The sequence below is a fragment of the Microcella sp. genome (genome assembly GCF_040286215.1).
Classification (GTDB): domain Bacteria; phylum Actinomycetota; class Actinomycetes; order Actinomycetales; family Microbacteriaceae; genus Microcella.
Genome location: NZ_JAVKCK010000021.1, coordinates 1 through 21,897, shown reverse-complemented (window position 1 = coordinate 21,897; position 21,897 = coordinate 1). Strand labels below are relative to the sequence as shown.

General features: G+C 70.6%; 23 protein-coding genes. 16 read left to right on the top strand and 7 right to left on the bottom strand.

The genetic code is table 11. The features are described 5' to 3' along the window. The first annotated feature begins 83 nt into the window (after positions 1–83). The 7 genes from RJQ01_RS10060 (at position 84) to RJQ01_RS10030 (ending at position 5,300) form a co-directional block, all read left to right on the top strand. Positions 84–1,406 (top strand): hypothetical protein, encoded by a 1,323-nt coding sequence (locus RJQ01_RS10060; RefSeq protein ID WP_350476596.1) that lies wholly within the window; start codon positions 84–86, stop codon positions 1,404–1,406. A gap of 73 nt (positions 1,407–1,479) precedes the next feature. Further along, positions 1,480–1,887, top strand: coding sequence for a pilus assembly protein CpaE (locus tag RJQ01_RS10055; protein ID WP_350476595.1), 408 nt, complete (start codon positions 1,480–1,482; stop codon positions 1,885–1,887). Beyond that, on the top strand, positions 1,884–3,173 hold the full coding sequence (locus RJQ01_RS10050; RefSeq protein WP_350476594.1) for a protoporphyrinogen/coproporphyrinogen oxidase: 1,290 nt from the start codon (positions 1,884–1,886) through the stop codon (positions 3,171–3,173). The genes RJQ01_RS10055 and RJQ01_RS10050 overlap by 4 nt, the downstream gene beginning before the upstream one ends. A gap of 152 nt (positions 3,174–3,325) precedes the next feature. Further along, positions 3,326–3,724 (top strand): YtxH domain-containing protein, encoded by a 399-nt coding sequence (locus tag RJQ01_RS10045; protein ID WP_350476593.1) that lies wholly within the window; start codon positions 3,326–3,328, stop codon positions 3,722–3,724. A 13-nt stretch (positions 3,725–3,737) separates the two neighbouring features. Further along, positions 3,738–4,154, top strand: coding sequence for a phage holin family protein (locus RJQ01_RS10040; RefSeq protein WP_350476592.1), 417 nt, complete (start codon positions 3,738–3,740; stop codon positions 4,152–4,154). Then, positions 4,151–4,408 carry a DUF3618 domain-containing protein gene (locus RJQ01_RS10035; protein ID WP_350476591.1) on the top strand — a complete coding sequence of 86 codons (258 nt, stop codon included), beginning with the start codon at positions 4,151–4,153 and terminating at the stop codon, positions 4,406–4,408. The genes RJQ01_RS10040 and RJQ01_RS10035 overlap by 4 nt, the downstream gene beginning before the upstream one ends. A gap of 64 nt (positions 4,409–4,472) precedes the next feature. Next, on the top strand, positions 4,473–5,300 hold the full coding sequence (locus tag RJQ01_RS10030) for a uroporphyrinogen-III synthase (RefSeq protein WP_350476590.1): 828 nt from the start codon (positions 4,473–4,475) through the stop codon (positions 5,298–5,300). A gap of 34 nt (positions 5,301–5,334) precedes the next feature. Here the strand turns inward: RJQ01_RS10030 and RJQ01_RS10025 are convergent, their stop codons facing one another. The 3 genes from RJQ01_RS10025 to RJQ01_RS10015 form a co-directional block, all read right to left on the bottom strand. Continuing rightward, positions 5,335–5,766, bottom strand: a complete 432-nt coding sequence (locus RJQ01_RS10025) for a DUF1304 family protein (RefSeq protein WP_350476589.1) — start codon at positions 5,764–5,766, stop codon at positions 5,335–5,337. Beyond that, entirely contained in the window at positions 5,763–6,746 is a 984-nt protein-coding gene (locus RJQ01_RS10020; RefSeq protein ID WP_350476588.1) for an MDR family oxidoreductase, read from the bottom strand. The genes RJQ01_RS10025 and RJQ01_RS10020 overlap by 4 nt, the downstream gene beginning before the upstream one ends. Before the next feature lie 64 nt (positions 6,747–6,810). After that, positions 6,811–7,836, bottom strand: coding sequence for a 6-phosphofructokinase (locus tag RJQ01_RS10015; RefSeq protein ID WP_350476587.1), 1,026 nt, complete (start codon positions 7,834–7,836; stop codon positions 6,811–6,813). 152 nt (positions 7,837–7,988) lie between these two features. Here RJQ01_RS10015 and RJQ01_RS10010 point away from each other — a divergent pair, with 152 nt between their 5' ends. The 3 genes from RJQ01_RS10010 to RJQ01_RS10000 all read left to right on the top strand — a co-directional run bounded on the left by RJQ01_RS10010 (position 7,989) and on the right by RJQ01_RS10000 (position 9,716). Then, positions 7,989–8,270 (top strand): hypothetical protein, encoded by a 282-nt coding sequence (locus tag RJQ01_RS10010; RefSeq protein ID WP_350476586.1) that lies wholly within the window; start codon positions 7,989–7,991, stop codon positions 8,268–8,270. A 76-nt stretch (positions 8,271–8,346) separates the two neighbouring features. Continuing rightward, positions 8,347–8,745 carry a PPOX class F420-dependent oxidoreductase gene (locus RJQ01_RS10005; RefSeq protein ID WP_350476585.1) on the top strand — a complete coding sequence of 133 codons (399 nt, stop codon included), beginning with the start codon at positions 8,347–8,349 and terminating at the stop codon, positions 8,743–8,745. Further along, a complete protein-coding gene (locus tag RJQ01_RS10000; protein WP_350476584.1) occupies positions 8,742–9,716 on the top strand; it encodes a DNA-3-methyladenine glycosylase family protein in 975 nt (324 codons plus the stop codon). Before RJQ01_RS10005 ends, RJQ01_RS10000 begins: the two co-directional genes overlap by 4 nt. A gap of 36 nt (positions 9,717–9,752) precedes the next feature. Here RJQ01_RS10000 and RJQ01_RS09995 read toward each other — a convergent pair whose 3' ends face one another. Both RJQ01_RS09995 and RJQ01_RS09990 read right to left on the bottom strand, forming a co-directional pair. Next, the gene (locus tag RJQ01_RS09995; RefSeq protein ID WP_350476583.1) at positions 9,753–11,342 is read right to left on the bottom strand and encodes a phytoene desaturase family protein; all 1,590 of its coding nucleotides are present in this window, start codon (positions 11,340–11,342) and stop codon (positions 9,753–9,755) included. 4 nt (positions 11,343–11,346) lie between these two features. After that, positions 11,347–12,225 carry a LysR substrate-binding domain-containing protein gene (locus RJQ01_RS09990; RefSeq protein ID WP_350476582.1) on the bottom strand — a complete coding sequence of 293 codons (879 nt, stop codon included), beginning with the start codon at positions 12,223–12,225 and terminating at the stop codon, positions 11,347–11,349. Positions 12,226–12,329: 104 nt separating this feature from the next. Here RJQ01_RS09990 and RJQ01_RS09985 point away from each other — a divergent pair, with 104 nt between their 5' ends. Beyond that, positions 12,330–15,890: a proline dehydrogenase family protein gene (locus RJQ01_RS09985; RefSeq protein ID WP_350476581.1), complete on the top strand. Its 3,561-nt coding sequence runs from the start codon at positions 12,330–12,332 to the stop codon at positions 15,888–15,890. Positions 15,891–15,893: 3 nt separating this feature from the next. On the opposite strand, the gene RJQ01_RS09980 is transcribed toward RJQ01_RS09985, so the two are convergent. Then, positions 15,894–17,435 carry a GMC family oxidoreductase gene (locus RJQ01_RS09980; RefSeq protein WP_350476580.1) on the bottom strand — a complete coding sequence of 514 codons (1,542 nt, stop codon included), beginning with the start codon at positions 17,433–17,435 and terminating at the stop codon, positions 15,894–15,896. After that, the gene (gene mftR, locus RJQ01_RS09975) at positions 17,432–18,061 is read right to left on the bottom strand and encodes a mycofactocin system transcriptional regulator MftR (RefSeq protein WP_350476579.1); all 630 of its coding nucleotides are present in this window, start codon (positions 18,059–18,061) and stop codon (positions 17,432–17,434) included. Before mftR ends, RJQ01_RS09980 begins: the two co-directional genes overlap by 4 nt. A gap of 97 nt (positions 18,062–18,158) precedes the next feature. On the opposite strand from mftR, the gene mftA reads away from it, so the two are divergent. The 5 genes from mftA to RJQ01_RS09950 all read left to right on the top strand — a co-directional run bounded on the left by mftA (position 18,159) and on the right by RJQ01_RS09950 (position 21,799). Beyond that, positions 18,159–18,275, top strand: a complete 117-nt coding sequence (mftA, locus tag RJQ01_RS09970) for a mycofactocin precursor MftA (protein WP_350471428.1) — start codon at positions 18,159–18,161, stop codon at positions 18,273–18,275. A gap of 7 nt (positions 18,276–18,282) precedes the next feature. Next, on the top strand, positions 18,283–18,573 hold the full coding sequence (gene mftB, locus RJQ01_RS09965) for a mycofactocin biosynthesis chaperone MftB (RefSeq protein WP_350476578.1): 291 nt from the start codon (positions 18,283–18,285) through the stop codon (positions 18,571–18,573). Beyond that, entirely contained in the window at positions 18,570–19,904 is a 1,335-nt protein-coding gene (mftC, locus tag RJQ01_RS09960) for a mycofactocin radical SAM maturase (RefSeq protein WP_350476577.1), read from the top strand. Before mftB ends, mftC begins: the two co-directional genes overlap by 4 nt. A 162-nt stretch (positions 19,905–20,066) precedes the next feature. Beyond that, positions 20,067–20,873 carry a mycofactocin-coupled SDR family oxidoreductase gene (locus RJQ01_RS09955; RefSeq protein WP_350476576.1) on the top strand — a complete coding sequence of 269 codons (807 nt, stop codon included), beginning with the start codon at positions 20,067–20,069 and terminating at the stop codon, positions 20,871–20,873. A gap of 92 nt (positions 20,874–20,965) precedes the next feature. After that, on the top strand, positions 20,966–21,799 hold the full coding sequence (locus RJQ01_RS09950) for a mycofactocin-coupled SDR family oxidoreductase (protein ID WP_350476575.1): 834 nt from the start codon (positions 20,966–20,968) through the stop codon (positions 21,797–21,799). The last annotated feature ends 98 nt before the right edge of the window (positions 21,800–21,897 follow it).

Genomic DNA, 21,897 nt, shown 5'->3' with positions numbered 1-21,897 from the left:
CCACGCCGTACCCGACGCGCGAGGCTCCACTACCCGAAAACGGAGCAACCACCATGAGGTCTAGACAGCGTTTCCTCGCCGCGATGACGGCCACCGTCCTCGCCCTCGGTATGAGCCTCGGTGGCGCGAGCGTCGCCGTCGCCGCCCCTGACGACGATACGAGCGAGAGTGCGCCGGCGACGGTGATCGCCAGCTCCAACGGCTCCGCCAAAGTATTCGTCTGCAAGTACGTCGGCACGCCCGGTGTCGACGAGCGCCTTCAGACGGGCAACAACCCGATCAGCGTCAGCGTCAACGCAATTCCCGACTACCAGGGGGTGGGTTCCTACTTTGCCGACGCGCAGGGCCGTTCCTACGTCCTCGGTGAGGACAACCGCACCGGCGGTGGTCAGGAGGGCGAGCCGAGCGTGAGCGAGTGTCCCGCGCCCGACGCACCGGAGCCGGCGGTGATGAACATCACGTTCATGTGCAAGACGGTGGAGGATGGTCCGGTTCTGAACACGGAGTACGCGGGCGATGCCACCGAGTGGGATGCGAACACGTACATCGTGCGGATTCGTTCTGACCAGGCTGGTGTTCCGTTCCAGGTGAAGGTGGGTGGCACGGTCATCCATGAGGGTGTGTCGATCGCCGGTGACCTGTTCTTCGCTCTGGATAGTGCGACTGGTGGGATGAAGGTTCACTGGGGTGATGGCCTGAGCAAGGGCACCGCGTCGACGAACGAGAACCCGTGCAGCTACCCCGAGCCGGAGCCCACGCTCGTCACCCCCGCCGTGAACTCCACCGCGTTCGACTGCCTCTTCGGTGGCTCCTTCACGCTCTCGGAGACCGACGGCGTCGTGTGGACGATCGACGGCGAGACCGTCGAGCCCGGCCTCTACCCGGTTCCTCTCGCGGGAACGGACGTGGAGATCGTCGCCTCGATCGCCCCTGATCGAGACGATATCGAGTTCAGCGACGGAGCGCAGACGACCTGGAATCTCTCCTTCACCGAACCGGAAGGCGGGTGCTTGGACACCTTCCCGCTCGTGGTTCCGAACTCGTCGTTCACCCTCCCGGACTGCGACGACCTCCTCGGTACCTACACACTGAGCGAGACTGAGGGAGTCTCCTGGCTTGTCAACGGCACGGCGACCGAGCCCGGCACCTATGACGCTGAGACCGGATCCACCGTCATGGTGGAGGCGGTGGCGGACTTCGGATTCGGTTTCGCGGCCGAGACGCAGACGGAATGGGAGTACACGTTTGTGCCCGAGCAGGAGTGCACCGATCTCGCTGGCGGTGACCTGCCCACTCTGGCCCTCACGGGAGCGAGCGACCTGACCGGAGCCTTCGGGCTCGCGGCGCTGCTCATCACCCTCACCGGAATGGGCATGGTCGTGGCGCGTCGGCGCGTCGACGCCTAGCGCGCTGGAAAGCCGCAAGGAACCGGGTGCCGCCCTCCAGGCGGCACCCGGTTCGTGCTGTCACCCTGGAGGCATGATCAGCACCGGACTCGCGAGAGCGTTGCGGGACGCGGGTTTGTCGTGGACCCCTCGGTCTGGTGACCGCTTCCATATCGACCGGCACGAGCTCGACGCCGACGTCTTCACGGTGAGCGAACTCACGATCGAGGCACACGAGTACCCCTCGGGCACCGTGCTCGGCTTCAACGGCACAACCGAGTGGGCCCTCGACTCCGTCGACCTCGGTGACACCCTGTGGCTGCCGCACGAAGATCAGCTGCGCGATCTGCTGCGCACCGCCTTCCGCTCGCTGGAGGTCATCGACGACGGATACCGCGTGACGATCGAACTGGCGGGCCAGCGCACACCGTTCGAGAGCATCTCTGCACCCGAGGCGTACGGGTTGGCCTTGCTCGCGGTCCTCGAGAGACTTCACGCGTGAACGGCTCCGCGTCCGAGGGTGCCGAAGCAGGCGACGCTTCGCCGCGCGACGCTCTCGTCATCGGCGCGGGCATCGCGGGTCTGGTCGCAGCGCGCGAGCTTGTGCTGCAGGGCTACACCGTGCGGGTTCTCGAAGCCGACTCCGTGGCCGGGGGCCAGATTCGCGCGCAGGAGATCGCGGGCCTGCGGCTTGACGTCGGCGCAGACTCGTTCGCGACCCGTGACGATGTGATGCGCGACTATCTCGGAAGACTGGGCCTCGGCGAACGAATCGTGCGCCGCCGGGAGGCGACGACCTGGTTGCACAGCGCCGAGGATCGTTGCGTACGCCTTCCAGAGATGAGTCTCCTCGGCATTCCCTCCGCTCCGCTGTCGGCCGATGTGGTCAGCATCACCGGTACGCGGCACGCCTGGCGCGGAATGCTCGATGCCGTGATGCCAGGCCCCTGGGGGGCCAGATCTGCCACCCTCGGAGGCCTCGTGCGACGCCGCATGGGCGACGGCGTGCTCGAGAAGCTTGTGGCGCCTGTGGTTGACGATAGGCACCGGCGTCATCCCGACGAGCTACCCGTCAGCGCGGTACCCGGTCTCGTGCACCATCTGCTGCGCGAGAACTCACTGAGCCGAGCGGTCACACGTCTTCGCCTCGACGCTCCCGCTCACGGCGAGACCGCAAGCCTCGCGGGCGGCATGACGGTGCTCGTCGACGCGTTGCTCACCGAACTCGACCGCTTCGGCGTGTCCGTCCTCTACGGCACGCGCGTCGCGGAGGTGCACGAGAAGGGCGTGGTCGTCGCCACGGCGGACCCCGATCGGGATGGGGAGCACATCGCGGGGCGCGTGATCGTCGCCGCACCGGGGCTCGTCGGGGCTGGCACACGCGCGGCAGTGCACGTCGTCACACTCGTGCTCGACGGTTCCGGCATCGAGGGCGCCCCCCGCGGCTCTCGCGTGGTCGTGGCGCGCGGCTCGAGCGTGCGCGCCCGAGCCCTCGACCATGTCTCGGCCACCTGGGAGTGGGTGCGCGAGGTCGCTCACGATCGGGAGGTGCTGCGGTTGACCTACGAGAGCGACGTCACCGCCGAGCAGGCACGGGCCGATGCCAGCCGCGTGATGGGGACGGAGGTGTCCTCGCGCAGCGTTCTGGGGTCAGCGGTGACCACATGGCACCGGGCCGACGCCGTCGACGCGACAGCGAGCATCCCGATGGTCGGTGAGCAGATCGCGGGCCCTGACCTCGCCGCCATCATCGCTCACGCTCAGCGAACGGTGCGCGCCCTGTCGTAGTGATGACGGGCCACAGCGGCTGCTGCGGGGGTCCGCCTCTCCCCACTGCCCTGGGAATCCCCTCCGTATTCCCCGGCGGGTACGGGTCGGACGGCGCTACGCTGGAATTTCGCGGACGCTCCACATCCGTGCCCATCGCAGAAGGAGGAGCCATGAGAGGCAAGATCCTGTTCGCCGCTGGACTCGGCGTCGGCTATATACTCGGCACTCGCGCGGGCCGCGAGCGCTACGAGCAGATCAAGACCGCGTCGGCGCGGCTCTGGAACGACCCGCGCGTGCAGGAGAGGGTCGAGCAGGCCGAGGACTTCGTGAAAGACAAGGCTCCCGAGGTCGCCGGATTCGTCTCCGACAGTGCCAAGAAGATTGTCGGCGGCATCACTGGCCGCACCTCCACGGCTCGGACGACCAAGGCCCGCACGACCAAGGCCGCCGGCTCACGCTCAGGTGGCCAGAAGAAGTCGACCTCGAGCGGCGGCACGAGTTCTGCCGCCAAGAGTTCGACGACGAAGAGCTCGTCCGCCAAGGGCTCTAGTTCGTCGACGAAGTCCTGAGCGGGGGTAGACGATGACCACCCCCCCGGAAGGACGCTCCCGTCGAGGACTGATCTCGCTCATCGCGGACGTGCCTCGACTCATCGTCGAACTGCTGCAGGCCGAGATCGAGGCCTTGAAGGCGGAGATCTCGAGCAAGCTTAAGGCCGCGGGCATCGGCGCCGGCCTGCTCGTCGGAGCAGGCGTGTTCGCCTTCTTCGCGGCGCTCGTGCTCACGGCGGCGGGGGTGCTCGCGCTTGCTCTCGTCGTACCGGCCTGGGCCGCCGCCCTGATCGTCGGCGGGATCCTGCTCGTGCTCGCGGCGCTCATCGGCCTCGTCGGCTACGGGCAGCTCAAGCGCGGCGTTCCCCCCACCCCCACCGAGACCATCGACAGCGTTAAGGAAGATGTCCGCGCCATTCGCGGGCTCAGGAAGCGAGTAAACTCATGAGCGACACCGTCAAGAACACCGTCGACACGGCGACGAGCAATGTGAAGAGCACCGTATCGGCCACGCGCGCGCAGCTCGAGCAGACGCTGGACGCGATCGACGAGAAGTTCGACGTCAAGAAGCGCAGCACCGAGGCGGCTCAGCGCGCTCAGGCCTCCTACGAGTCGAACCCCGTCCCGTGGATCATCGGGGCGACCGCTGCCGCGGTCGTCGTGGTCGGGCTCGTCGCGTGGGCGATCTTCAGCGACGACTGAGCGTCGCCAAGCCCTTCGGGGGCTCGATTATGACTCTGCGCGCTCCAGGGTCATCATTAACGTGATGTCCCCACCCGCAGACATGACGATCGACCGCACGCCCACGGGCGCGCTGCCGGTCATCAAGCCGTTGCTCGGCTGGCGCGTTCTCGTGCCGCGCGGCGGCAAGTGGGGCGACGGCATCGCCGCCCAGTTGCGCTCCCTCGGGGCGTCACCGGTGATCGCGCCGCTCATCAACTTCGCGGGCGCCGACGACCAGGCCGCGCTCGACACGGAGCTGCGAGCACTGCGCGCGGGAGAGTACGGCTGGCTCGTCGTGACCAGTGCGACAACAGTGGACGTTCTTCTGGGCCAAGGCGTCCGGCTGCCGGAGGGCACGCGCGTTGCCGCTGTCGGCGAGACCACCGCGCAGGCCCTGCAGCTCGCCGGGTACCCGGTCGACTTCGTGCCGAGCGACCACTCGGCTCGCGGCCTCGTCAAGGAATGGCCCGACCCGGACGGATCGCGCGTTCTCGTGCCCCAGTCGGAGATCGCCGAGCCCACCCTGGTGAGCGGACTGCGCGATCGCGGCATTGACGCGCGATTCGTCAGTGCCTACCGCACGGTCGGCGTCGCCGCGCCGCCGGACATTGTCGCCGAGATCGCGGAGGGCCGCATCAACGGTCTGCTTGTGAGCTCGGGCAGTGTGGCCCGGCAGATCGCCGAACAGTTCGCGCCCTTGCCCGAGTGCACGGTGGTCGCCTGCATCGGCCCGCGCACCGCCTTCGACGCGCGCGCCGCGGGCCTCACCGTGCACCGGATCGCGGAGGAGCGGTCGAGCAGCGCGCTCGTTCGCGCACTTGCCGAGTACGCGATGGACCCCGACGACCACTGCCCCCCTGTCGTGCCCTGACGAGTCGGGTGCCCCTCTCCCGCCACGCCGCAGATCAGAGCAGAAGAAGCGCTCCGATCGCGATGACGGGCGGCACTCCCTGCACGAGCGCGGCCGGCCACAACCGCCGTGCGGTCACCGCGAGAGCGAGCGCAGCCAGCACCATCACGGAGCAGCCCGCGACGAGCACGCCGATGCCGATCGCGGCCTGCGCGGGGCCAGCGACCTCGGCTCCGGATAGGGCGCCCCACGGCGCCGTGAGGATGAGCGCGGCGCCGACGACCACGACGAGCGCGAGCCCGAGGTTGTAGACACCCTGATTGCGCGCGAAGAGCCGCAGCGGCGCCGAGTCGTCGGCCGACCGCACACCGAAGAGTCGGCGCACAGCGGGCCGGGTGAACAGAACACTCTCGAGCACGAAGATCGCGAGGTGGGCGGCGACCGCGATGCCCGCGGCGATCAGGCCGAGCGCGCTGGCGCCGCTCATCGGGATGCTCCGCGCACCTCGACGGCGATGCGACCTCGCACCCCACCGGTGAGCAGGCTCGCCGCCGCGGCTCGCGCGTCGTCGAGACTCGTCTCGGTGATGATGGCGTCGATGACCTCCGCGTTCAGGTCGCGCGCGAGCCGCTGCCAGGCTCGTTCGCGATGCACGGTCGGGCAGTGCACGGAGTTGATGCCCGTGAGCGTCACTGCGCGGAGGATGAAGGGCATCACGGTCGTGGGCAGCTCGGAGCCTCCCGCGAGCCCGCACGACGCGACGGTGCCGCCGTGCCGCGTACGGCTGAGGATCGTCGCCAGCGTGCGACCGCCGACCGAGTCGATCGCGGCGCTGTAGGTCTGCGTGTCGAGCGGCCGGCTGTCGACATCGAGCTCGTCGCGGTCGATGATCTCGGCTGCTCCCAGCCGTCGCAGGTGCTCGACATGCTCGGGCCGGCCCGAGGAGGCGATGACGGTCGCACCGGCGCGTGCGAGCAGGGCGATCGCGAAGGATCCGACGCCTCCGCTCGCTCCCGTGACGAGCACCGAGTCCATGGGCGCAGCGTGATCCTCGAGGCTGAGTACGGCGAGCATGGCGGTGAAGCCGGCTGTGCCGATGCCGGCCGCCTGCCGATCGGTGAGAGAGTCGGGCACGGCCACGAGCGCTGCGCCCGAGACGCGGGCCCGCTCAGCGAGGCCGCCGTGGTGCGTTTCACCGGCGCCGTCGCCGTTGAGCAGCACGCGGTCACCGATGGTCCAGCGGGCGTCGTCGCTCGCGCTCACCCGCCCCACGAGGTCGATGCCCGGCACCAGTGGGTCGAGACGCATGACCCCAGGGTTGCCGGTGAAGGCGAGCGCGTCCTTGTAGTTGATGCCCGACCACGTCACCTCGACGGTCACGTCTCCCGGGCCAAGGTCGCCCACGTCGTCGACCAGCCGAGCGTCGACTCCGTCGTCACGCCGCGTGAGCTGCCAGCCTCGCGTCATGCGCCCACACTATGCGCGCGCACGGTCTGGGCGCGAGGTCTGGGAGGGGCGGTGCACCGGATGCTCAGCCGAACAGCATCGCCGCTTCGTCGTAGCGCGACTGCGGCACGGTCTTGAGCGTGCCGAGGGCTTCCGCGAACGGCACCGTCACGATCTCCGTGCTGCGCAGGGCGACCATGCGGCCCCAGTCGCCGTTCGTGACGGCGCTCACCGCGGCGATGCCGAGCCGCGTCGCGAGGACGCGGTCGAAGGCGGTCGGCGTGCCACCACGCTGAATGTGGCCGAGGGTGGTCGCTCGCGTCTCGATGCCCGTGCGCTCCTCGATGAGTGGGGCGATGATCTCCCCGATGCCACCCAGGCGAGGGCGGCCGAACGCGTCGAGACCGCGCTCCGAATGCGGATCGTCCATGGAGTCGAGAGTGAAGCCCTCCGCGACGACGACGAGAGGCGCTCGGCCGCGCGCGGCGGCGCTGGAGACCCAGGCCGCGATCTGCTCCATGCTCGTTCGCTGCTCCGGGATCAGCACAGCGTGCGCGCCCGCTGCCATGCCTGAGTGCAGCGCGATCCATCCGACGTGCCGCCCCATGACCTCGGCGACCATGCACCTGCTGTGGGCATCCCCCGTCGTGCGAAGGCGATCCATCGCCTCCGTCGCGATCTGCACAGCCGTGTCGAAGCCGAACGTGTAGTCCGTCGCGTCCAGGTCGTTGTCCACGGTCTTCGGCACGCCCACGATGCGGATCCCCGCGTCGGTCAGGCGCTTCGCCGCCGCGAGGGTGCCTTCCCCGCCGATCGCGATGATCGCATCGATCCCGAGCTCGGTCATGACGTCGTTGACTCGGTCAACGCCGCCGCGCCCCTCGAAGGGGTTCGTGCGGGAGGTGCCGAGGATCGTGCCGCCCTGTTTGCTGATGCCCTTGACTTCGTTGCGACCGAGCGGCATGGTGTCCGCCTCGACCAGCCCCCGCCATCCATCGCGCAGGCCAACGAACTCGTGCCCGTGCACCGTCTGGCCGATCAGCACGGCGCCGCGGATCACCGCGTTGAGCCCGGGCGCATCGCCGCCGCTCGTGAGCATTCCGATTCTCATGGGTTCTATCTTGGTGCCTCGGCAGCACCCTCCGAAACGCGCTTCGCCGACCTTCGGCATGGCCCCTTCAGAACAGACGCCCTCAGCCGGTAGAGTTTTTTTCCGACGGCAAGCCCGCCCCGGGTTTGCCCCCACCCTGTGAGGAGCCCAGCATGTCCGAGCCCACGCCCTACAGTTCCGAGCCCGCCGCGAGCCCCGCCGACTATCCAGGCAAGACTCTCGGCATCGTCGCCCTCGTCCTCGCCTTCCTCTTCACCCTTCTCGGCCTCATCCTCGGCATCGTGGCCAACAACCAGTCGAAGGCCGCAGGCTACGCCAACCCCTTCGCGAAGTGGGCGATCATCCTGAGCATCATCTTCCTCGTGCTCGGCCTGATCATCGGCATCGGCGTGGCTCTCACGAGCGCTGCGCTGTTCACGACGACCGGTTTCTAGCGGACCGCACGGCGGTCCGCTCCGGGGGCGGCAGAAAGCGCACGTTGCATTCAGCCGCCCCCTCTAGCGTGGCGGCATGACCGGCCCCTCCCCGTTGCTCGCGCTCGGCGACGAGCAGTATGCGCTCCTCACCACCACCCGACGCTCCGGTATCGACGTGCGCACACCCGTGTGGGTTGCGAGAGACGGTGACGCTCTCCTCGTCACCACCGTTGCCGACGCGGGCAAGGTCAAGCGGATTCGCCACACCCCCGCGGTGACACTCCAGGCGTGCGATCGTGTCGGTCATCCGCGCGACGGAGCACCCATCGTGGCCGCGCAGGCGAGCGTCGACGACAGCGCCGAGGCGTCAGCGAGGCTCGACGAGCTGTTCCTCGACAAGTACGGCGCCCAGTTCCGTGCCATCCGCGCCCTCGGCCGCGTGCGGGGGCGCTCCCGCTCCGCATCGGTCGTCGTGCGCATCACCGAGGAGTGAGACCGACGAGCGCCAAGTCCGCGCTCGACTACTGCCCCGGCCATCCTCTCGACCTCGGCGCGACCCTCTCACCCCTGCAGCGCGGGCGCGGCGACCCGACCTCGCGATCTATGCCCGACGGCAGCGTGTGGCGCACTCAGCGCACCCCCGACGGGCCGGCGACCCTGCACCTCTCACCGATGCTCGCCCCCGCCGGCGGAGCAGTGCGGGTCACCGCGTGGGGCCCTGGAGCTGAGTGGAGCATCGCGCAGGCGCCCGCGCTCCTCGGAGAGGGAGACGACCCCGAATCCCTCGATCTCACCGCCGAGCGTGACGTTCCGGGCTGGCCGGCCCAGGCCGTTGCCGCGCTTGCCTCGGTGCAGCGCCGCCGCCCTGGAGCGCGGCTGACCCGCAGCGGCCTCGTTCTCGAGGCCGCCGTTCCCGCGGTCCTCGAGCAGAAGGTCACGGGCGTGGAGGCCCGGCGCGCGTGGCGCCGCCTGCTCCTGCAGCACGGGGAGTTGCCGCCCGGGCCTGCACCGGAGGGCATGCGGGTCGTGCCGACGCCGGACGGGTGGCGGAGCATCCCAGACCATGACTGGCACCGTGCGGGCGTCGGCCCGCAGCGCGTGCGCACGGCACGCCGCGTGGCGGCGGTCGCACCCGCCCTGGAGCGCACCCTGCAGCTCGGCCGCGGTGGCCCCGAGATCGTGGCCGCGCTCACCTCGATCCCGGGCGTGGGGGTTTGGACGGCGGCAGAGATCACGCAGCGCGCGCACGGCGACCCCGATGCGGTGAGCGTCGGGGATGCCCATCTCAGCCACGTCGTCGGCCACTACGTGACGGGCGAGCGCACCGATGATGACGGCATGCTGTCGCTGCTCGCGCCATTCGCGGGGCAGCGCCAGCGCGTGGTGCGGCTCATCACGCTGAGCGGGGTCGTGGCGCCGCGATTCGGGCCGAAAGCCACCATCGAGGACCACCGCGCGCGCTGAACGGGGAGTCGACGCCGGGAGGGGTCGGATGCTCCGCTAGCGCGACTCGAGCACCGCCATCGCGGCGTTGTGGCCGCCGAGTCCGCTCACCGCGCCGCCGCGCCGGGCGCCCGAACCGCACAGCAGGATGCCGTCGAGACCCGTGGCGACGCCCCAACGCTCGGCAGCAGCATCCAGGTCCGCGCTCTCGTCGGCCCAGGGCCAGTCCAGATCGCCATGGAAGATGCTGCCGCCGGGCAGGCGCAGCGTGTGCTCGAGGTCGCGGGTCGTCTTCGTCTCGATGCACGGCCTGCCCTGCGCGTCCGTCATGACGATCGACTCGATGGGCTCGGCGAGCACGGAGTCGAGCGAATCGAGCACGGCGCGCTCCAAGGTCGAGCGCATGCCCTCGTTGCTGGCCTCGGTGATGAGGCGGTCAGGCGCCTGCAGGGCGAAGACGGTGAGCGTCTGGGCTCCCGCGGCACGCAGCTCGGGGCCGAGGATGCTGGGGTCGGTCAGCGAGTGGCAGTAGATCTCAGCGGGCATCGGCTGAGGCACTCGGCCCTCGCTCGCCGCGACGAAGGCGCGTTGCAGCTGCGTGAACGTCTCGTTGATGTGGAAGGTTCCCTCGAAGGCGGCCTCGGGGGCCACCGACTCGTCGTGCACCCGGGGCAGGCGGTGGAGGAGCATGTTGACCTTCACCTGGGCGCCCTCCGCGGGGGGAGCCGCGGCCCCCACCTCGTCGGAGGCGCCGGCCGCGGCGAGCAGGCGCGCCAGCTCGTGGGGCGCGGCATTGACGAGCACGTGCCCCGCGCTCACGGCGTGCTCGGTCGTCTCGCCGTGCTCGTCGGTGGTGCGGTACCGCACCACGCGGTCGGGGCTCACCGAGGTCACGTCGGCGCGCGTCGTGAGGGCGGCGCCCGCGAGGCGTGCGGCGCGGGTCAGCTCGCCAGTGACGGCGCCCATGCCGCCGATCGGCACGTTCCAGTCGCCCGTGCCGCCCCCGATCACGTGGTACAGGAAGCAGCGGTTGGCCCGCAGCGAGAAATCGACCGTGGGGGCGAAGGTGCCGATGAGGGCGTCGGTGTACGCGACGCCGCGCACGAGATCGTGGGTGAAGGCATCCGCGATCGTCTGCCCGACGGGCTGCTCGACGAATCGATGCCAGAGGTCGTCGCCGACCGCGGCACGCGCCTCCTGCCGCGTGAGCAGAGGGTCGGTCATCGTCGGGAACAGCGCGCGCGCGAGTCGCTGGGTCGCCGAGGTGAACTCTTGCCACGCGAGCGCGTCCTTCCTCGCGCCCACGCGCGCGAAGCTCTCCTCCGTTCCCGCGGCATCCTCGGTGTCGATGAGTAGACCGCCCGGCCCACCCGGCAGCGGCGTGTAGGAGGCATAGCGACGGGGGGCGAGGCGGATGCTCAGCCCCAGGTCGTCAATGATGCGCTGAGGCAGCAAGCTCACGAGATAGCTGTAGCGGCTCAGGCGCGCGTCGATCCCGTCGAACGCCTGGGCTGAGACGGCGGCGCCGCCCAGCACGTCGAGCCTCTCGAGCACGAGCACCTCGAGGCCCGCCCGGGCGAGGTAGGCGGCGGCCGTGAGCCCGTTGTGCCCGCCCCCGATGATGACCACGTCGCGTCGCTGCGTCATGGCGTCACCCTAGCCCGCGCGCGAGAAGGCCCCGCACGGCGACGATCGCCGGCCGTGCGGCCGCCGCAGCGCGCGTCGAGGTGAAGATCGTGCGGTGCGGGTCGCCCTCGAGCGTCACGAGCTCGACGGTCGGTGGCCGGCCTCCCCATACAAGGTCGGGCAGCAGCGCCGCCGCATGCCCGGCCTCGACGAGGCGGATGTGCGCTTGAAGGTCGGCTGTCTCGAAGCGCACGTCGGGCTCGAAGCCGGCCAGGCGGCACGACTGCTCGGCCCAGTGCCGGCTCGCAGTGCCCCTCGGCTCCATGACCCATGCGTGCTCCGCCGCGTCGGCGAGCGAGCGGATTCCGCTGCCCGTGGGCACCCCGAGGCGCAGAGCGTCGCGACCGAGCGGCACGCGGTCGAGTTCGCGACGGCGCGGCGCCGCGTGCGCCGGGTACTCCTCGGCGATCACGAGATCGAACTCGCGGGCCCAGACCTCGTCGAGCGCGTTCTCCGGCTCGCGCTGGGTGATCTCCAGACGCACCCGGGGGTGCTCCACCGCGAGCAAGGTGAGCGCCTGCGGCACGATGCCGAGTGCCGCCGACTGGAACACCGCGAGCCGCACCGTGCCCGTCACCTCCTGCGTGGAGGGAACGAGAGAGGCCTCGAGCCGCTCCATCTCGTCGAGCAGCCGGCTCGCCCCGGCCACGAGCAGCTCGGCTTGAGGCGTGAGCTGCACGCGGCGCCCCGAGCGTTCGAGAAGCGCCACCCCCGCCTCGCGCTCGAGCAGGCTCAGCTGCTGCGAGATCGTCGAGGGGCTGTAGGAGAGCGCCCGCGCGACGGCGTGCAGGGTTCCCCGGCGGTGCACCTCCCGCAGCAGGCTGAGCCGGCGAAGGTCGAGCATGGGGAGCCTCCAGGTAGCGCACGGACGAGTGTTCGAGCATCCCGAACAAAACTGTACGCCTATCGTCACTTTTCCTGCACGACTGAAGGGCGCAGACTGGGGGCATGAGCGTCGACAGCACCGCACCCAGCACTCCCACCGTCCTCGCCGAGCCCGCCGTGGAGCTCGTGCGCGACTGGTTGCGCCAGACCGAGGGGGTCACGCCCGATGCGAGCGCCACCCGCCTGGCCGGTCTGCTGCAAGACCCTGTCGGGCTCGAGTTCGCACTCGGCTTCGTCGACCGCGTGGCACGACCCGACGACCTGCGGGTCGCCGCCCGCAACCTCGAACAGCTCAGTCAGCGCATCCCCCGCTTCCTGCCCTGGTACCTGCGGTTCCTGATCCGCCTCGGCGGCGGCTTTGCCCCGCTCTTCCCGTGGCCCATCGTGCCCATCGCGCGACGGGCGCTGCGCGGCATGGTCGGGCACCTCATCATCGACGCGACCCCCTCCCGACTGGGCCGCACGCTTCAGAAGCTGCGCGCCGAGGGCGACCGGCTCAACATCAACCTCCTCGGCGAGGCCGTGCTCGGCGACGCCGAAGCCGACCGGCGCCTGCAGGGCATCCGCGACCTCGTTGATCGCGACGACGTCGACTACGTCTCCGTCAAGGTCTCCGCGATCGTCAGCCAACTCTCCATGTGGTCGTTCGACGAGACCGTCGAGCGTGTCGTCGACCGCCTCGTGCCGCTCTACGAGGCCGCCGCGCTCGGTGTGCGCCCCACCTTCCTCAATCTCGACATGGAGGAGTTCCGTGATCTCGACCTGACCATGGAGGTCTTCGAGCGTCTCCTCGACCGCGCCACCCTGCGCCAGTACGAGGCGGGCATCGTGCTGCAGGCCTACCTGCCCGAAGCGCTCCCCGCCCTCGAACGCCTCACCGCGTGGGCGCAGGCACGTTGCGCCGCGGGTGGCGCCGGCATCAAGGTGCGAGTCGTCAAGGGCGCCAACCTCGCCATGGAGCGCGTCGACGCCGCCGTGCACGGCTGGCCCGTCGCTGTGCTGCCCAGCAAGCAGGCGAGCGACACCAACTACAAGCGCGTGCTCGACCACGCACTCCACACCGACCGCGTCGACGCCGTGCGCATCGGCGTGGCCGGCCACAACCTCTTCGACATCGCGTGGGCGCACCTGCTCGCCGACTCACGCGGGGTGACCGACCGCGTCGAGTTCGAGATGCTGCTCGGCATGGCTCCCGACCAGGCCGACGCCGTGCGCCGCACCGTCGGGCACCTCCTGCTGTACACGCCCGTCGTGCACCCGCGCGACTTCGAGTCGGCCATCAGCTACCTCATCCGCCGGCTCGAAGAGAACGCGAGCACCGAGAACTTCATGAGCGGCGTCTTCGAGCTCGTCGACGACGCGACCATCTTCGCGCGCGAGGAAGGGCGATTCCGCGCCGCTCTCGACGACCTCGCCGCGGCACCCGGAGCACCGGAGGTGCACCGCGTGCAGAACCGGCTCGCCGACGCTCCTCATCCTCTGCCGTCCGGCACAGGAGTACTGACCGGTTTCGACAACGAGCCCGACACCGACCCCGCGCTGCCCGCCAACCGGGAGTGGGGCCGGGCGGTGCTCCGCGCTGCGGCGGCGGGGCTCGAGAGCGGGCGGCTGCCCGGCTCGGAGCTCGTGCAGCAGGCGGCGGTCACCGAGGTGGGCGCGCTGGAACGCATCGTGAGCGAGGCCCGCGGCGCAGCATCCGGATGGGCCGATCGCGGCGCTGGCGGGCGCGCGGAGATTCTGCACGCTGCGGGTCGGATGCTCGCCTCGCGCCGCGCGGACCTCCTCGAGGTCATGGTGGCCGAAGCCGGCAAGACCCTCGCCGAGGGCGACCCCGAGATCAGCGAGGCCATCGACTTCGCCCACTACTACGCCGAGAGCGCGCACGACCTCGCCTCTATCGACGACGCGCGCTTCGAGCCCGCGCGCCTCACCGTCGTCGCGCCCCCGTGGAACTTCCCCGTCGCCATCCCCGCCGGCAGCACGCTCGCCGCGCTCGCCGCCGGCAGCTCGGTCGTCATCAAGCCCGCGCCGCAGGTGCGGCACTGCGCCGCCGTCATGGTGCGGGCGCTGTGGGACGCGGGCGTGCCGCGCGAGGTGCTGCGCTTCGTCGACGTGCCCGAGAACGAGGTCGGCCAGGCCCTCATGAGCCACCCGAGCGTCGACCGGCTGGTCTTGACGGGGGCGTGGGAGACCGCGGCGCTGTTCCGATCGTGGCGCAGCGACCTGCCGATCCTCGCCGAGACCAGCGGCAAGAACGCGATCGTCGTGACGCCCTCGGCCGACTTTGACCTCGCCGTCGCCGACCTCGCCAAGAGCGCTTTCGGGCACGCCGGTCAGAAGTGCTCGGCAGCCTCGCTCGCGATCCTCGTCGGCTCCGTCGCCGACTCCGACCGCTTCGAGCGGCAGCTCGTCGACGCCATCACGACCATGAAGGTGGGGGCCTCGACCGACCCGACGACGATCGTCGGCCCGCTCATCGAGCCCGCGCAGGGCAAGCTGCTGCGGGCGCTCACGACGCTGGGCGAGGGCGAGTCGTGGCTCATCGAGCCGCGCCAGCTCGACGACGAGGGCCGCAGCTGGAGCTCCGGCGTGCGCCGCGGCGTCACGGCGGGCAGCGAGTTCCACACGACCGAGTACTTCGGGCCCGTCCTCGGCATCATGCGCGCCCGCACCCTCGACGAGGCGATCGCCCTCCAGAACGCGACATCGTTCGGTCTCACTGCCGGTCTGCACTCGCTCGACGTCGACGAGGTCGACCACTGGCTCGAGCAGGCGCAAGCGGGCAACCTCTACGTCAACCGCGGCATCACGGGAGCGATCGTGCGCCGCCAGCCCTTCGGCGGATGGAAGCGCTCGAGCGTCGGCGGCTCCACGAAGGCCGGCGGGCCCTCCTACGTCATGGGCTTCGGCTCGTGGCACCCCGTGCCGCGCGAGCCGAAGCAGAACCTCAGCGTGCGCGGCCTGCACGACGGCGTGCGGCGCCTGCTCGAGGCCGCCCAGCCCGCGCTCGATTTCGTCGGCTTCGACGCTGCCCGCGCGGGCGCGCTGAGCGACCAGGCGGCGTGGGAGGACGAGTTCGGCATCAGCCGCGACGCCTCCGGGCTGGGGGTCGAGCGCAACGTGCTGCGCTACCGCCGCACCGACGTCACCGTGCGCGCCGCCGAGGGCGCCCCCACGGTCGGGCTCGTGCGCGTGCTCCTGGCGGCCACGCGGGTCGGCGCCCGCGTGCAGCTGAGCAGCGCGGCGCCCGTCCCGGCGCGCCTGCTCGCCGCGATCGAGGCCGGCGAGTCGCGCCTGCGGGTCACATCGGTCGAGATCGAGGGCGATGCCGCGTTCACGGCTCGCGTCCTCGAGGAGCGGCCCGCGCGCATCCGGCTCATCGGGGGCGACGGCACGGTCGTCGACCCGGGGTCTCGGGATGCGCCCGGCGCTCGCCCGGCCGCGGAGATCGCGCGCGACCTCTTCGCCGCTCTCGATGGAGACCCCGACGTCGCCATCTGGTCGAACCCTGTCACGGTCGCGGGCCGCGTCGAGTTGCTGCCGTTCCTGCGCGAGCAGGCGGTGTCGCTCACCGCGCACCGGTTCGGCAACCCCTCCCCGGCGATGAGCGAGCTCGCGTTCTAGGGCCTAGGGCTCCTCGGTGAGGGCGTCGGCGATGACCTCACCGATCAGCACCGCCGTGGCTGCCGGTCCTCCCGTGGGCGCGCGCGGCAGGATGCCGACGTCGGCAACGTGGAGCCCCGCGATGCCGTGCACAGCGCCCCGTCCGTCCACGACCGAGGTGGCGGGGTCGGTGCCCAGAGGCGTTGTGCCGCAGGAGTGCAACGCCGTCGAGAGAGAGGTGCCCATCCAGGCGTCGAGCTCGTCATCGTCGAGCTGTGCGAGCGAGGGGTGCTCGGCGCGTGCCCCGAGCTCGACCATGGGCGCGCTCGTCAGTAGCCCTGCTGCGAACCGCGCGGCGGCACGCAGGCGCGCGCGATCCTCCGCGCTCTCGGCATAGTGGAAGTGCACGTGCGGGGGCGCGGTCGGATCAGCCGGGTCGAGGAGGAGCCGACCCTGCGTCGACCCGCGCAGGGGGGAGGCGAGCAGGCTCAGCCGATCGTCGCTCGGCGAGAGGCCGAGCATGCGCCCGAGCGGGAGCAGGAACGAGAGCACCTCGAGGTCGCCCGGCACCGCGGCCCCGGTGTCGCGGCTCTCGCCGCTCGACGCGTGCAGGGAGACGCCCAGCGGTGTCTCCGCGGCTACGCCGCCCACATGCTCCGGCACCGTGAACATCACGGCGAGCTGAGGGTGGTCGCTGAGCCGAGTGCCCACGGCGGGTGCGTCGAGCACGACCTCCAGACCCGCGCCGCGCAGCGCGCTCGCCGGCCCGATGCCGCTCAGCATGAGCAGCTGCGGCGTGGCGATCGCGCCGGCGCTCAGCACGACGAGCCCGGCCTGCAGGGTCTCGAGCCGACCATCGACGAGCACGCGCACCCCCGTGGCGCGGCCGTGCGACACCACGATGCCGACGACCTCGTGGCCGCCCCGCACCTCAAGGCCATCGGCTGCCAGGCCCAGGTACGCTCGCTCGGTGCTCCAGCGCTCGCCGTCGAGCGCGTTGGTGGGGGTGGGGCCGACGCCGGGAGCGCCGTCGGGGCTCGCGTTCTTGTCGAGCTCGAGGGGCAGGCCGGCATCGAGCCCGGCACTGACGAGGGCCGCGCTGAGCGGATGAGCGAGGTCATCGCGCGTTATGGGCATGGGCCCGCGCCTTCCGTGGCCCGGAGCGTACCCGTACTCGCGGTCGCTCTCGATCCGCTCCCACATCTCGGCAGTCCGGGCGGCGCACCATCGAGCGTCCCCGGCCGTCTCCGCCCAGTCGTCGAGATCATGGGCGCGCGGGCGTCGGAAGTAGCAGCCGTTGATCGCCGTGGAACCGCCCGCAACGCGTCCTCGCGTCACCGTGTGAGGGCGACCGCTCGTGAGCACACCGGGGTAGACCGCGGCGAGAGGATGCCCGGCCATGGCCGCGGCCAGGCTCGAGGCATCGCGCACCGAGGCGGGGGCCGGCACCGGGCCCGCCTCGAGCAGCAGGACGCGCCGCCCGCGCTGCGCGAGCCGCGTCGCGAGCGGTGCGCCCGCGCCGCCCGCGCCGACCACGATGACGTCGGGCAGCGCGTCGCCGGTCATGCCGGCCGAGGCTCGTCGAGCAGCATGAGGTCGCGCGTGGCGAGAAAGCCCTCGTCGAGCAGGTCGCTCAGCGACGCGTCCTCGTGCGCGAGCCACTGCTCGTAGGCGGCGATCGATACCCCGAGGCACACGAACGCGATCGTCTGCGGCGTCAGCCCCGCCGGGTCGATGCCGAGGCGCTCCCCGACGAAGTCGGCGATGACCTGGCGCCAGGCGGCGTAGCGGATGGTCGAGTGCGCCACGAGGGAGGGCACTGTGAGTAGCAGCGTCATGCGCTCGCGGTGGTACTGCAGCTCGCCCTCGGGAATGTGGTTGAACACGACGATCGCGATGCGCAGGGCATCCCGCAGAGGCAGGCTTCGGGGCAGGGAGGCGAGATGCTCTCGCATGCCATCGAGCATGTCGTCGAACTGCCCCCACGGCAGGTCGTTTTTGGAGGGGAAGTAGCGAAAGAAGGTGCGGCGGCCGATGCCGCTCGCCGCCGCGATGTCGTCGACCGTGACCTGGTCGAAGCCGCGCTCGATGAAGAGCCGAAGGCCCGTGTGGCTGATCTCGGCGTGCGTCGTGGCCGGCTGGCGACCGATGCGCACGACGCGAGCGCCCTCATTGTCGGCGAGTTCTTGCATCTTTCCTGTGAAGACCCTTCCCTTCGGCACTGAGTGCCAATACAGTAGCGCTCATCGAGTGCGGCATCGAGGCCGCACGAAGACGGAGGAGAACACCGTGCGCGACGACACTGCCCCCACCGTAGGCCCCGACGCCGAGATCGACACCGAACTGGTCGAGGAGGAGTCGCTCGTGGAGGAGGTCTCCATCGACGGAATGTGCGGCGTCTACTGAGACCGTCATGGACTCTCTCAGCCTCGATCGCACGCTCATCATCCACCCCCGGGTCTCCGTACGCCCGGAGCCCTTCGGAGCCCTGCTCTACCACTTCGGCACGCGCCAGTTGAGCTTTCTCAAGGATCGGCGCCTGCTCGACGCCGTGCGCGCGTGCGACGGCCGCCGCACCGTCGGCGAGGCGCTCGCCGAGGCCGCCGTGCACGCCACGCAGGTCGAGCGCTACCGCGGCGCGATCGCGACGCTCGTGGAGTCGAGCATGCTCGTCGACGCCGCCGAGAGCGAGGTGGCGGCATGACGCTCACGGCCCCCGCCTCGACCGCACCCGCCGCAACGTCGGCGCCCGCGACCTCGGCGCCCACAACCCCGGCGCGTACCTCGAGCACCCTCATCGGCCATTTCGAAGCCGGTCTGGATGCTCCCATCTGCCTGACGTGGGAGCTCACCTACGCCTGCAATCTCTCCTGCAGCCACTGCCTCTCGAGCTCCGGTCGGCGCGACCCGCGCGAGCTCACGACGGAGGAGTGCAAGGCCGTCATCGACGAGCTGCAGCGCATGCAGGTCTTCTACGTCAACATCGGCGGCGGGGAGCCGACCGTGCGCAGCGACTTCTGGGAGCTCGTCGACTACGCGACCGACCACCAGGTCGGCGTGAAGTTCTCCACGAACGGCATCAAGCTCACCCCCGAGGTCGCTCAGCGCCTCGCCGCGAGCGACTACGTCGACGTGCAGATCTCGCTCGACGGGGCGACCGCCGAGGTCAACGACCACGTGCGGGGCCCGGGGTCGTACGACACCGCGATGCGGGCCATGCAGAACCTGGCAGACGCGGGGTTCCGCGGCTTCAAGATCTCGGTCGTGTGCACGCGCGAGAACATCCCGCAGCTCGACGAGTTCAAGGCCATCGCCGATCGCTTCGATGCGCAGCTGCGGCTCACGCGCCTTCGACCGAGCGGTCGCGGAGCGGACGTGTGGGACGACCTGCACCCCCTGCCGGAGCAGCAGCGCGAGCTGTACGACTGGCTCGTCGCCCACGGCGAGGGAGTGCTCACGGGCGACTCGTTCTTCCACCTCTCCGCGTTCGGCAGCGCCCTGCCCGGCCTCAACCTGTGCGGCGCCGGCCGCGTCGTGTGCCTCATCGACCCCATCGGCGACGTCTACGCCTGCCCCTTCGCGATCCACGACGAGTTCCTCGCGGGCAGCATTCGCACTCCCGGCGGGTTCGAGGCGGTGTGGCGGGAGAGCGAGCTCTTCCAGCGCCTGCGGGAACCCACGGGCGGCGGGGCCTGCGCGAGCTGCTCGTTCTACGACTCGTGCCGTGGCGGCTGCATGGCGGCCAAGTTCTTCACGGGCCTGCCGATCGACGGCCCCGACCCCGAGTGCGTGCGCGGCTTCGGCGAGCAGCTGCTGGCCGAGCGGGCCGAGGATGCCCTGCCGAAACCCTCGGGCGACCACTCGCACCGCACCTCGCCGCCTCGGCCGCGCGGGTCGACGGGCCCGGTGCCGCTCACGCTGAGCACTCGTCGCCCGGATGCGCTGCCGGCGCACGCCTGCGCCGAGAGCCCCCTCGCCGGGTTCTCCCCCACAACGTCAAAGGCCGCAGGGTGCGCCTGCGGAAACGCCCACTAGGAGCTGCCGGACCCACCACCATCGCCGAGCCCAGCCCGCTCACCTCGTACACCCACACCGTGGCCGGAAGTCGCCGGAACGGCGGGGGTGTGCACCCTCCTACCACCGCGCCGCGCGGTTCGCGGCACCCGATTGCAGCATCGACCACGAAGGAGGCACGCGATGGGGCGTGTATCAGGAAAAGTAGCGTTCGTCACCGGAGCGGCGCGTGGCCAGGGCCGCGCTCACGCGCTGCGTCTCGCCGAGGAGGGGGCCGACATCATCGCCGTCGACCTCTGCGGGCCGGTGCCCGACCTTCAGTACGACCACGCGACGCCCGACGACCTCGCCGAGACCGTGAAGCAGATCGAGGCCCTCGACCGTCGCATCGTCGCGCGTGAAGCGGACGTGCGCGACTTCGATGCTCTCAAGGGTGTCGTCGACGAGGGGGTCGCCGAGCTCGGAGGCCTCGACATCGTCGTCGCCAACGCGGGCATCTGCATCATCGCCGATGCGGAGAGCACGACGCCGGAGATCTGGAAGAACACGATCGACACGAACCTCACGGGAGTGTGGCACACCGTGCAGGCGACCGTGCCGCACCTCAAGGGGCGCGGGGCGGGCTCGATCATCCTCACGAGCTCGGCGGCCGGGCTCGTCGCGCTGCCGTTCCTGACCGCCTACATCGCGGCCAAGCACGGAGTCACCGGTCTCGGCAAGGCCTACGCGCTCGAGCTCGGGCGGTTCAACATTCGCGTCAACACCATCCACCCGGGCGGCGTCGACACGCCGATGGGCGGTATGGGCGCGGCCTTCCCCGAGTACATCGAGAAGAACCCGGGCATCGTCATGGGCGGCTACGGCGTCCTGCCCGAGACCACGACTCAGGCGGTCGACCAGGCCAACGCGGTGCTGTGGCTCGCCTCCGATGAGGCGAAGTTCGTCACGGGCACGCAGATCTCGGTCGACGCAGGCATGGTCGTCTGCTGAGCGTCGGTGGGGGCGACGGCCCGTCGCCCCCACCGCACCAACCCGGCTCGCAGCCGCGATCGCCGGGCACATCCACAAGTAAGGAGAGCGCAATGGGGCGTTTGGACGGAAAGGTCGTATTCATCACCGGTGTCGCCCGGGGTCAGGGTCGCAGGCATGCGATCCGGTTCGCCGAGGAGGGCGCCGACATCATCGGCTTCGACCTGCTCGACGAGATCAAGGGCTCGCCCTCCGCACCCGCCACGCAGGAAGACATGGACGAGACGGTGCGGCAGGTCGAGGCGCTCGACCGGCGCATCATCGCGACGAAGGCCGACGTGCGCGACTACGCGGCGGTCAAGAGCGCGGTCGACGTCGGTGTCGCGCAGCTCGGGCGCCTCGACGTCGTGCTCGGCAACGCGGGCGTCTTCACGGCACCGGCGCTCGCGCACGAGCTCGAGGACGACATCTTCATGGACACCCTCGACATCAATGTTGCGGGAGTCTGGCGCACGGCGAAGGCGGCGATCCCGCACCTCAAGAAGAACGAGCAGGGCGGGTCGATCATTCTGACCAGCTCCGTCGCCGGCCTCATGGGCTACCCGAACTTCGCGCACTACGTGTCGTCAAAGCACGCGGTGGTCGGGCTCATGCGCACGCTCGCGCTCGAGCTGGCTCCTGATCACATCAGGGTCAACTCGATTCATCCCGGCTCGGTCAACACGGTCATGGTCACCAACGACACGATCGCGAAGCTCTTCCGACCCGACCTCGAGAACCCCACGGCCGCCGATTTCGCCGAGGCGGCCAAGCAGATGAACCCCATGGGCATCGACATGCTCGAGTCGTTCGACATCTCCAACGCGATGGTGTTCCTCGCCTCCGACGAGGCGCGCTACATCACCGGCGTCACGCTGCCCGTCGATGCGGGAACGATGGTCCAGTGACCGACCCCTCCTCCGTCTCGACGAGCCGAGATCGGGTCGCCGGGCACCTCGTCGGCCGGGACCGCGAGCTCGAGCACACGCGCGCGGCCCACGCGGCC

What these genes read in the sequence shown, in the direction of transcription:
- RJQ01_RS10060 (WP_350476596.1), top strand. Translation starts at nt 84, where the DNA reads ATGACGGCCACCGTCCTCGCCCTCGGTATGAGCCTCGGTGGCGCGAGC.
- RJQ01_RS10055 (WP_350476595.1), top strand. Translation starts at nt 1,480, where the DNA reads ATGATCAGCACCGGACTCGCGAGAGCGTTGCGGGACGCGGGTTTGTCG.
- RJQ01_RS10045 (WP_350476593.1), top strand. Translation starts at nt 3,326, where the DNA reads ATGAGAGGCAAGATCCTGTTCGCCGCTGGACTCGGCGTCGGCTATATA.
- RJQ01_RS10040 (WP_350476592.1), top strand. Translation starts at nt 3,738, where the DNA reads ATGACCACCCCCCCGGAAGGACGCTCCCGTCGAGGACTGATCTCGCTC.
- RJQ01_RS10035 (WP_350476591.1), top strand. Translation starts at nt 4,151, where the DNA reads ATGAGCGACACCGTCAAGAACACCGTCGACACGGCGACGAGCAATGTG.
- RJQ01_RS10030 (WP_350476590.1), top strand. Translation starts at nt 4,473, where the DNA reads ATGTCCCCACCCGCAGACATGACGATCGACCGCACGCCCACGGGCGCG.
- RJQ01_RS10025 (WP_350476589.1), bottom strand. Translation starts at nt 5,766, where the DNA reads ATGAGCGGCGCCAGCGCGCTCGGCCTGATCGCCGCGGGCATCGCGGTC.
- RJQ01_RS10020 (WP_350476588.1), bottom strand. Translation starts at nt 6,746, where the DNA reads ATGACGCGAGGCTGGCAGCTCACGCGGCGTGACGACGGAGTCGACGCT.
- RJQ01_RS10015 (WP_350476587.1), bottom strand. Translation starts at nt 7,836, where the DNA reads ATGAGAATCGGAATGCTCACGAGCGGCGGCGATGCGCCCGGGCTCAAC.
- RJQ01_RS10010 (WP_350476586.1), top strand. Translation starts at nt 7,989, where the DNA reads ATGTCCGAGCCCACGCCCTACAGTTCCGAGCCCGCCGCGAGCCCCGCC.
- RJQ01_RS10005 (WP_350476585.1), top strand. Translation starts at nt 8,347, where the DNA reads ATGACCGGCCCCTCCCCGTTGCTCGCGCTCGGCGACGAGCAGTATGCG.
- RJQ01_RS09995 (WP_350476583.1), bottom strand. Translation starts at nt 11,342, where the DNA reads ATGACGCAGCGACGCGACGTGGTCATCATCGGGGGCGGGCACAACGGG.
- RJQ01_RS09990 (WP_350476582.1), bottom strand. Translation starts at nt 12,225, where the DNA reads ATGCTCGACCTTCGCCGGCTCAGCCTGCTGCGGGAGGTGCACCGCCGG.
- RJQ01_RS09985 (WP_350476581.1), top strand. Translation starts at nt 12,330, where the DNA reads ATGAGCGTCGACAGCACCGCACCCAGCACTCCCACCGTCCTCGCCGAG.
- RJQ01_RS09980 (WP_350476580.1), bottom strand. Translation starts at nt 17,435, where the DNA reads ATGACCGGCGACGCGCTGCCCGACGTCATCGTGGTCGGCGCGGGCGGC.
- mftR (WP_350476579.1), bottom strand. Translation starts at nt 18,061, where the DNA reads ATGCAAGAACTCGCCGACAATGAGGGCGCTCGCGTCGTGCGCATCGGT.
- mftB (WP_350476578.1), top strand. Translation starts at nt 18,283, where the DNA reads ATGGACTCTCTCAGCCTCGATCGCACGCTCATCATCCACCCCCGGGTC.
- mftC (WP_350476577.1), top strand. Translation starts at nt 18,570, where the DNA reads ATGACGCTCACGGCCCCCGCCTCGACCGCACCCGCCGCAACGTCGGCG.
- RJQ01_RS09955 (WP_350476576.1), top strand. Translation starts at nt 20,067, where the DNA reads ATGGGGCGTGTATCAGGAAAAGTAGCGTTCGTCACCGGAGCGGCGCGT.
- RJQ01_RS09950 (WP_350476575.1), top strand. Translation starts at nt 20,966, where the DNA reads ATGGGGCGTTTGGACGGAAAGGTCGTATTCATCACCGGTGTCGCCCGG.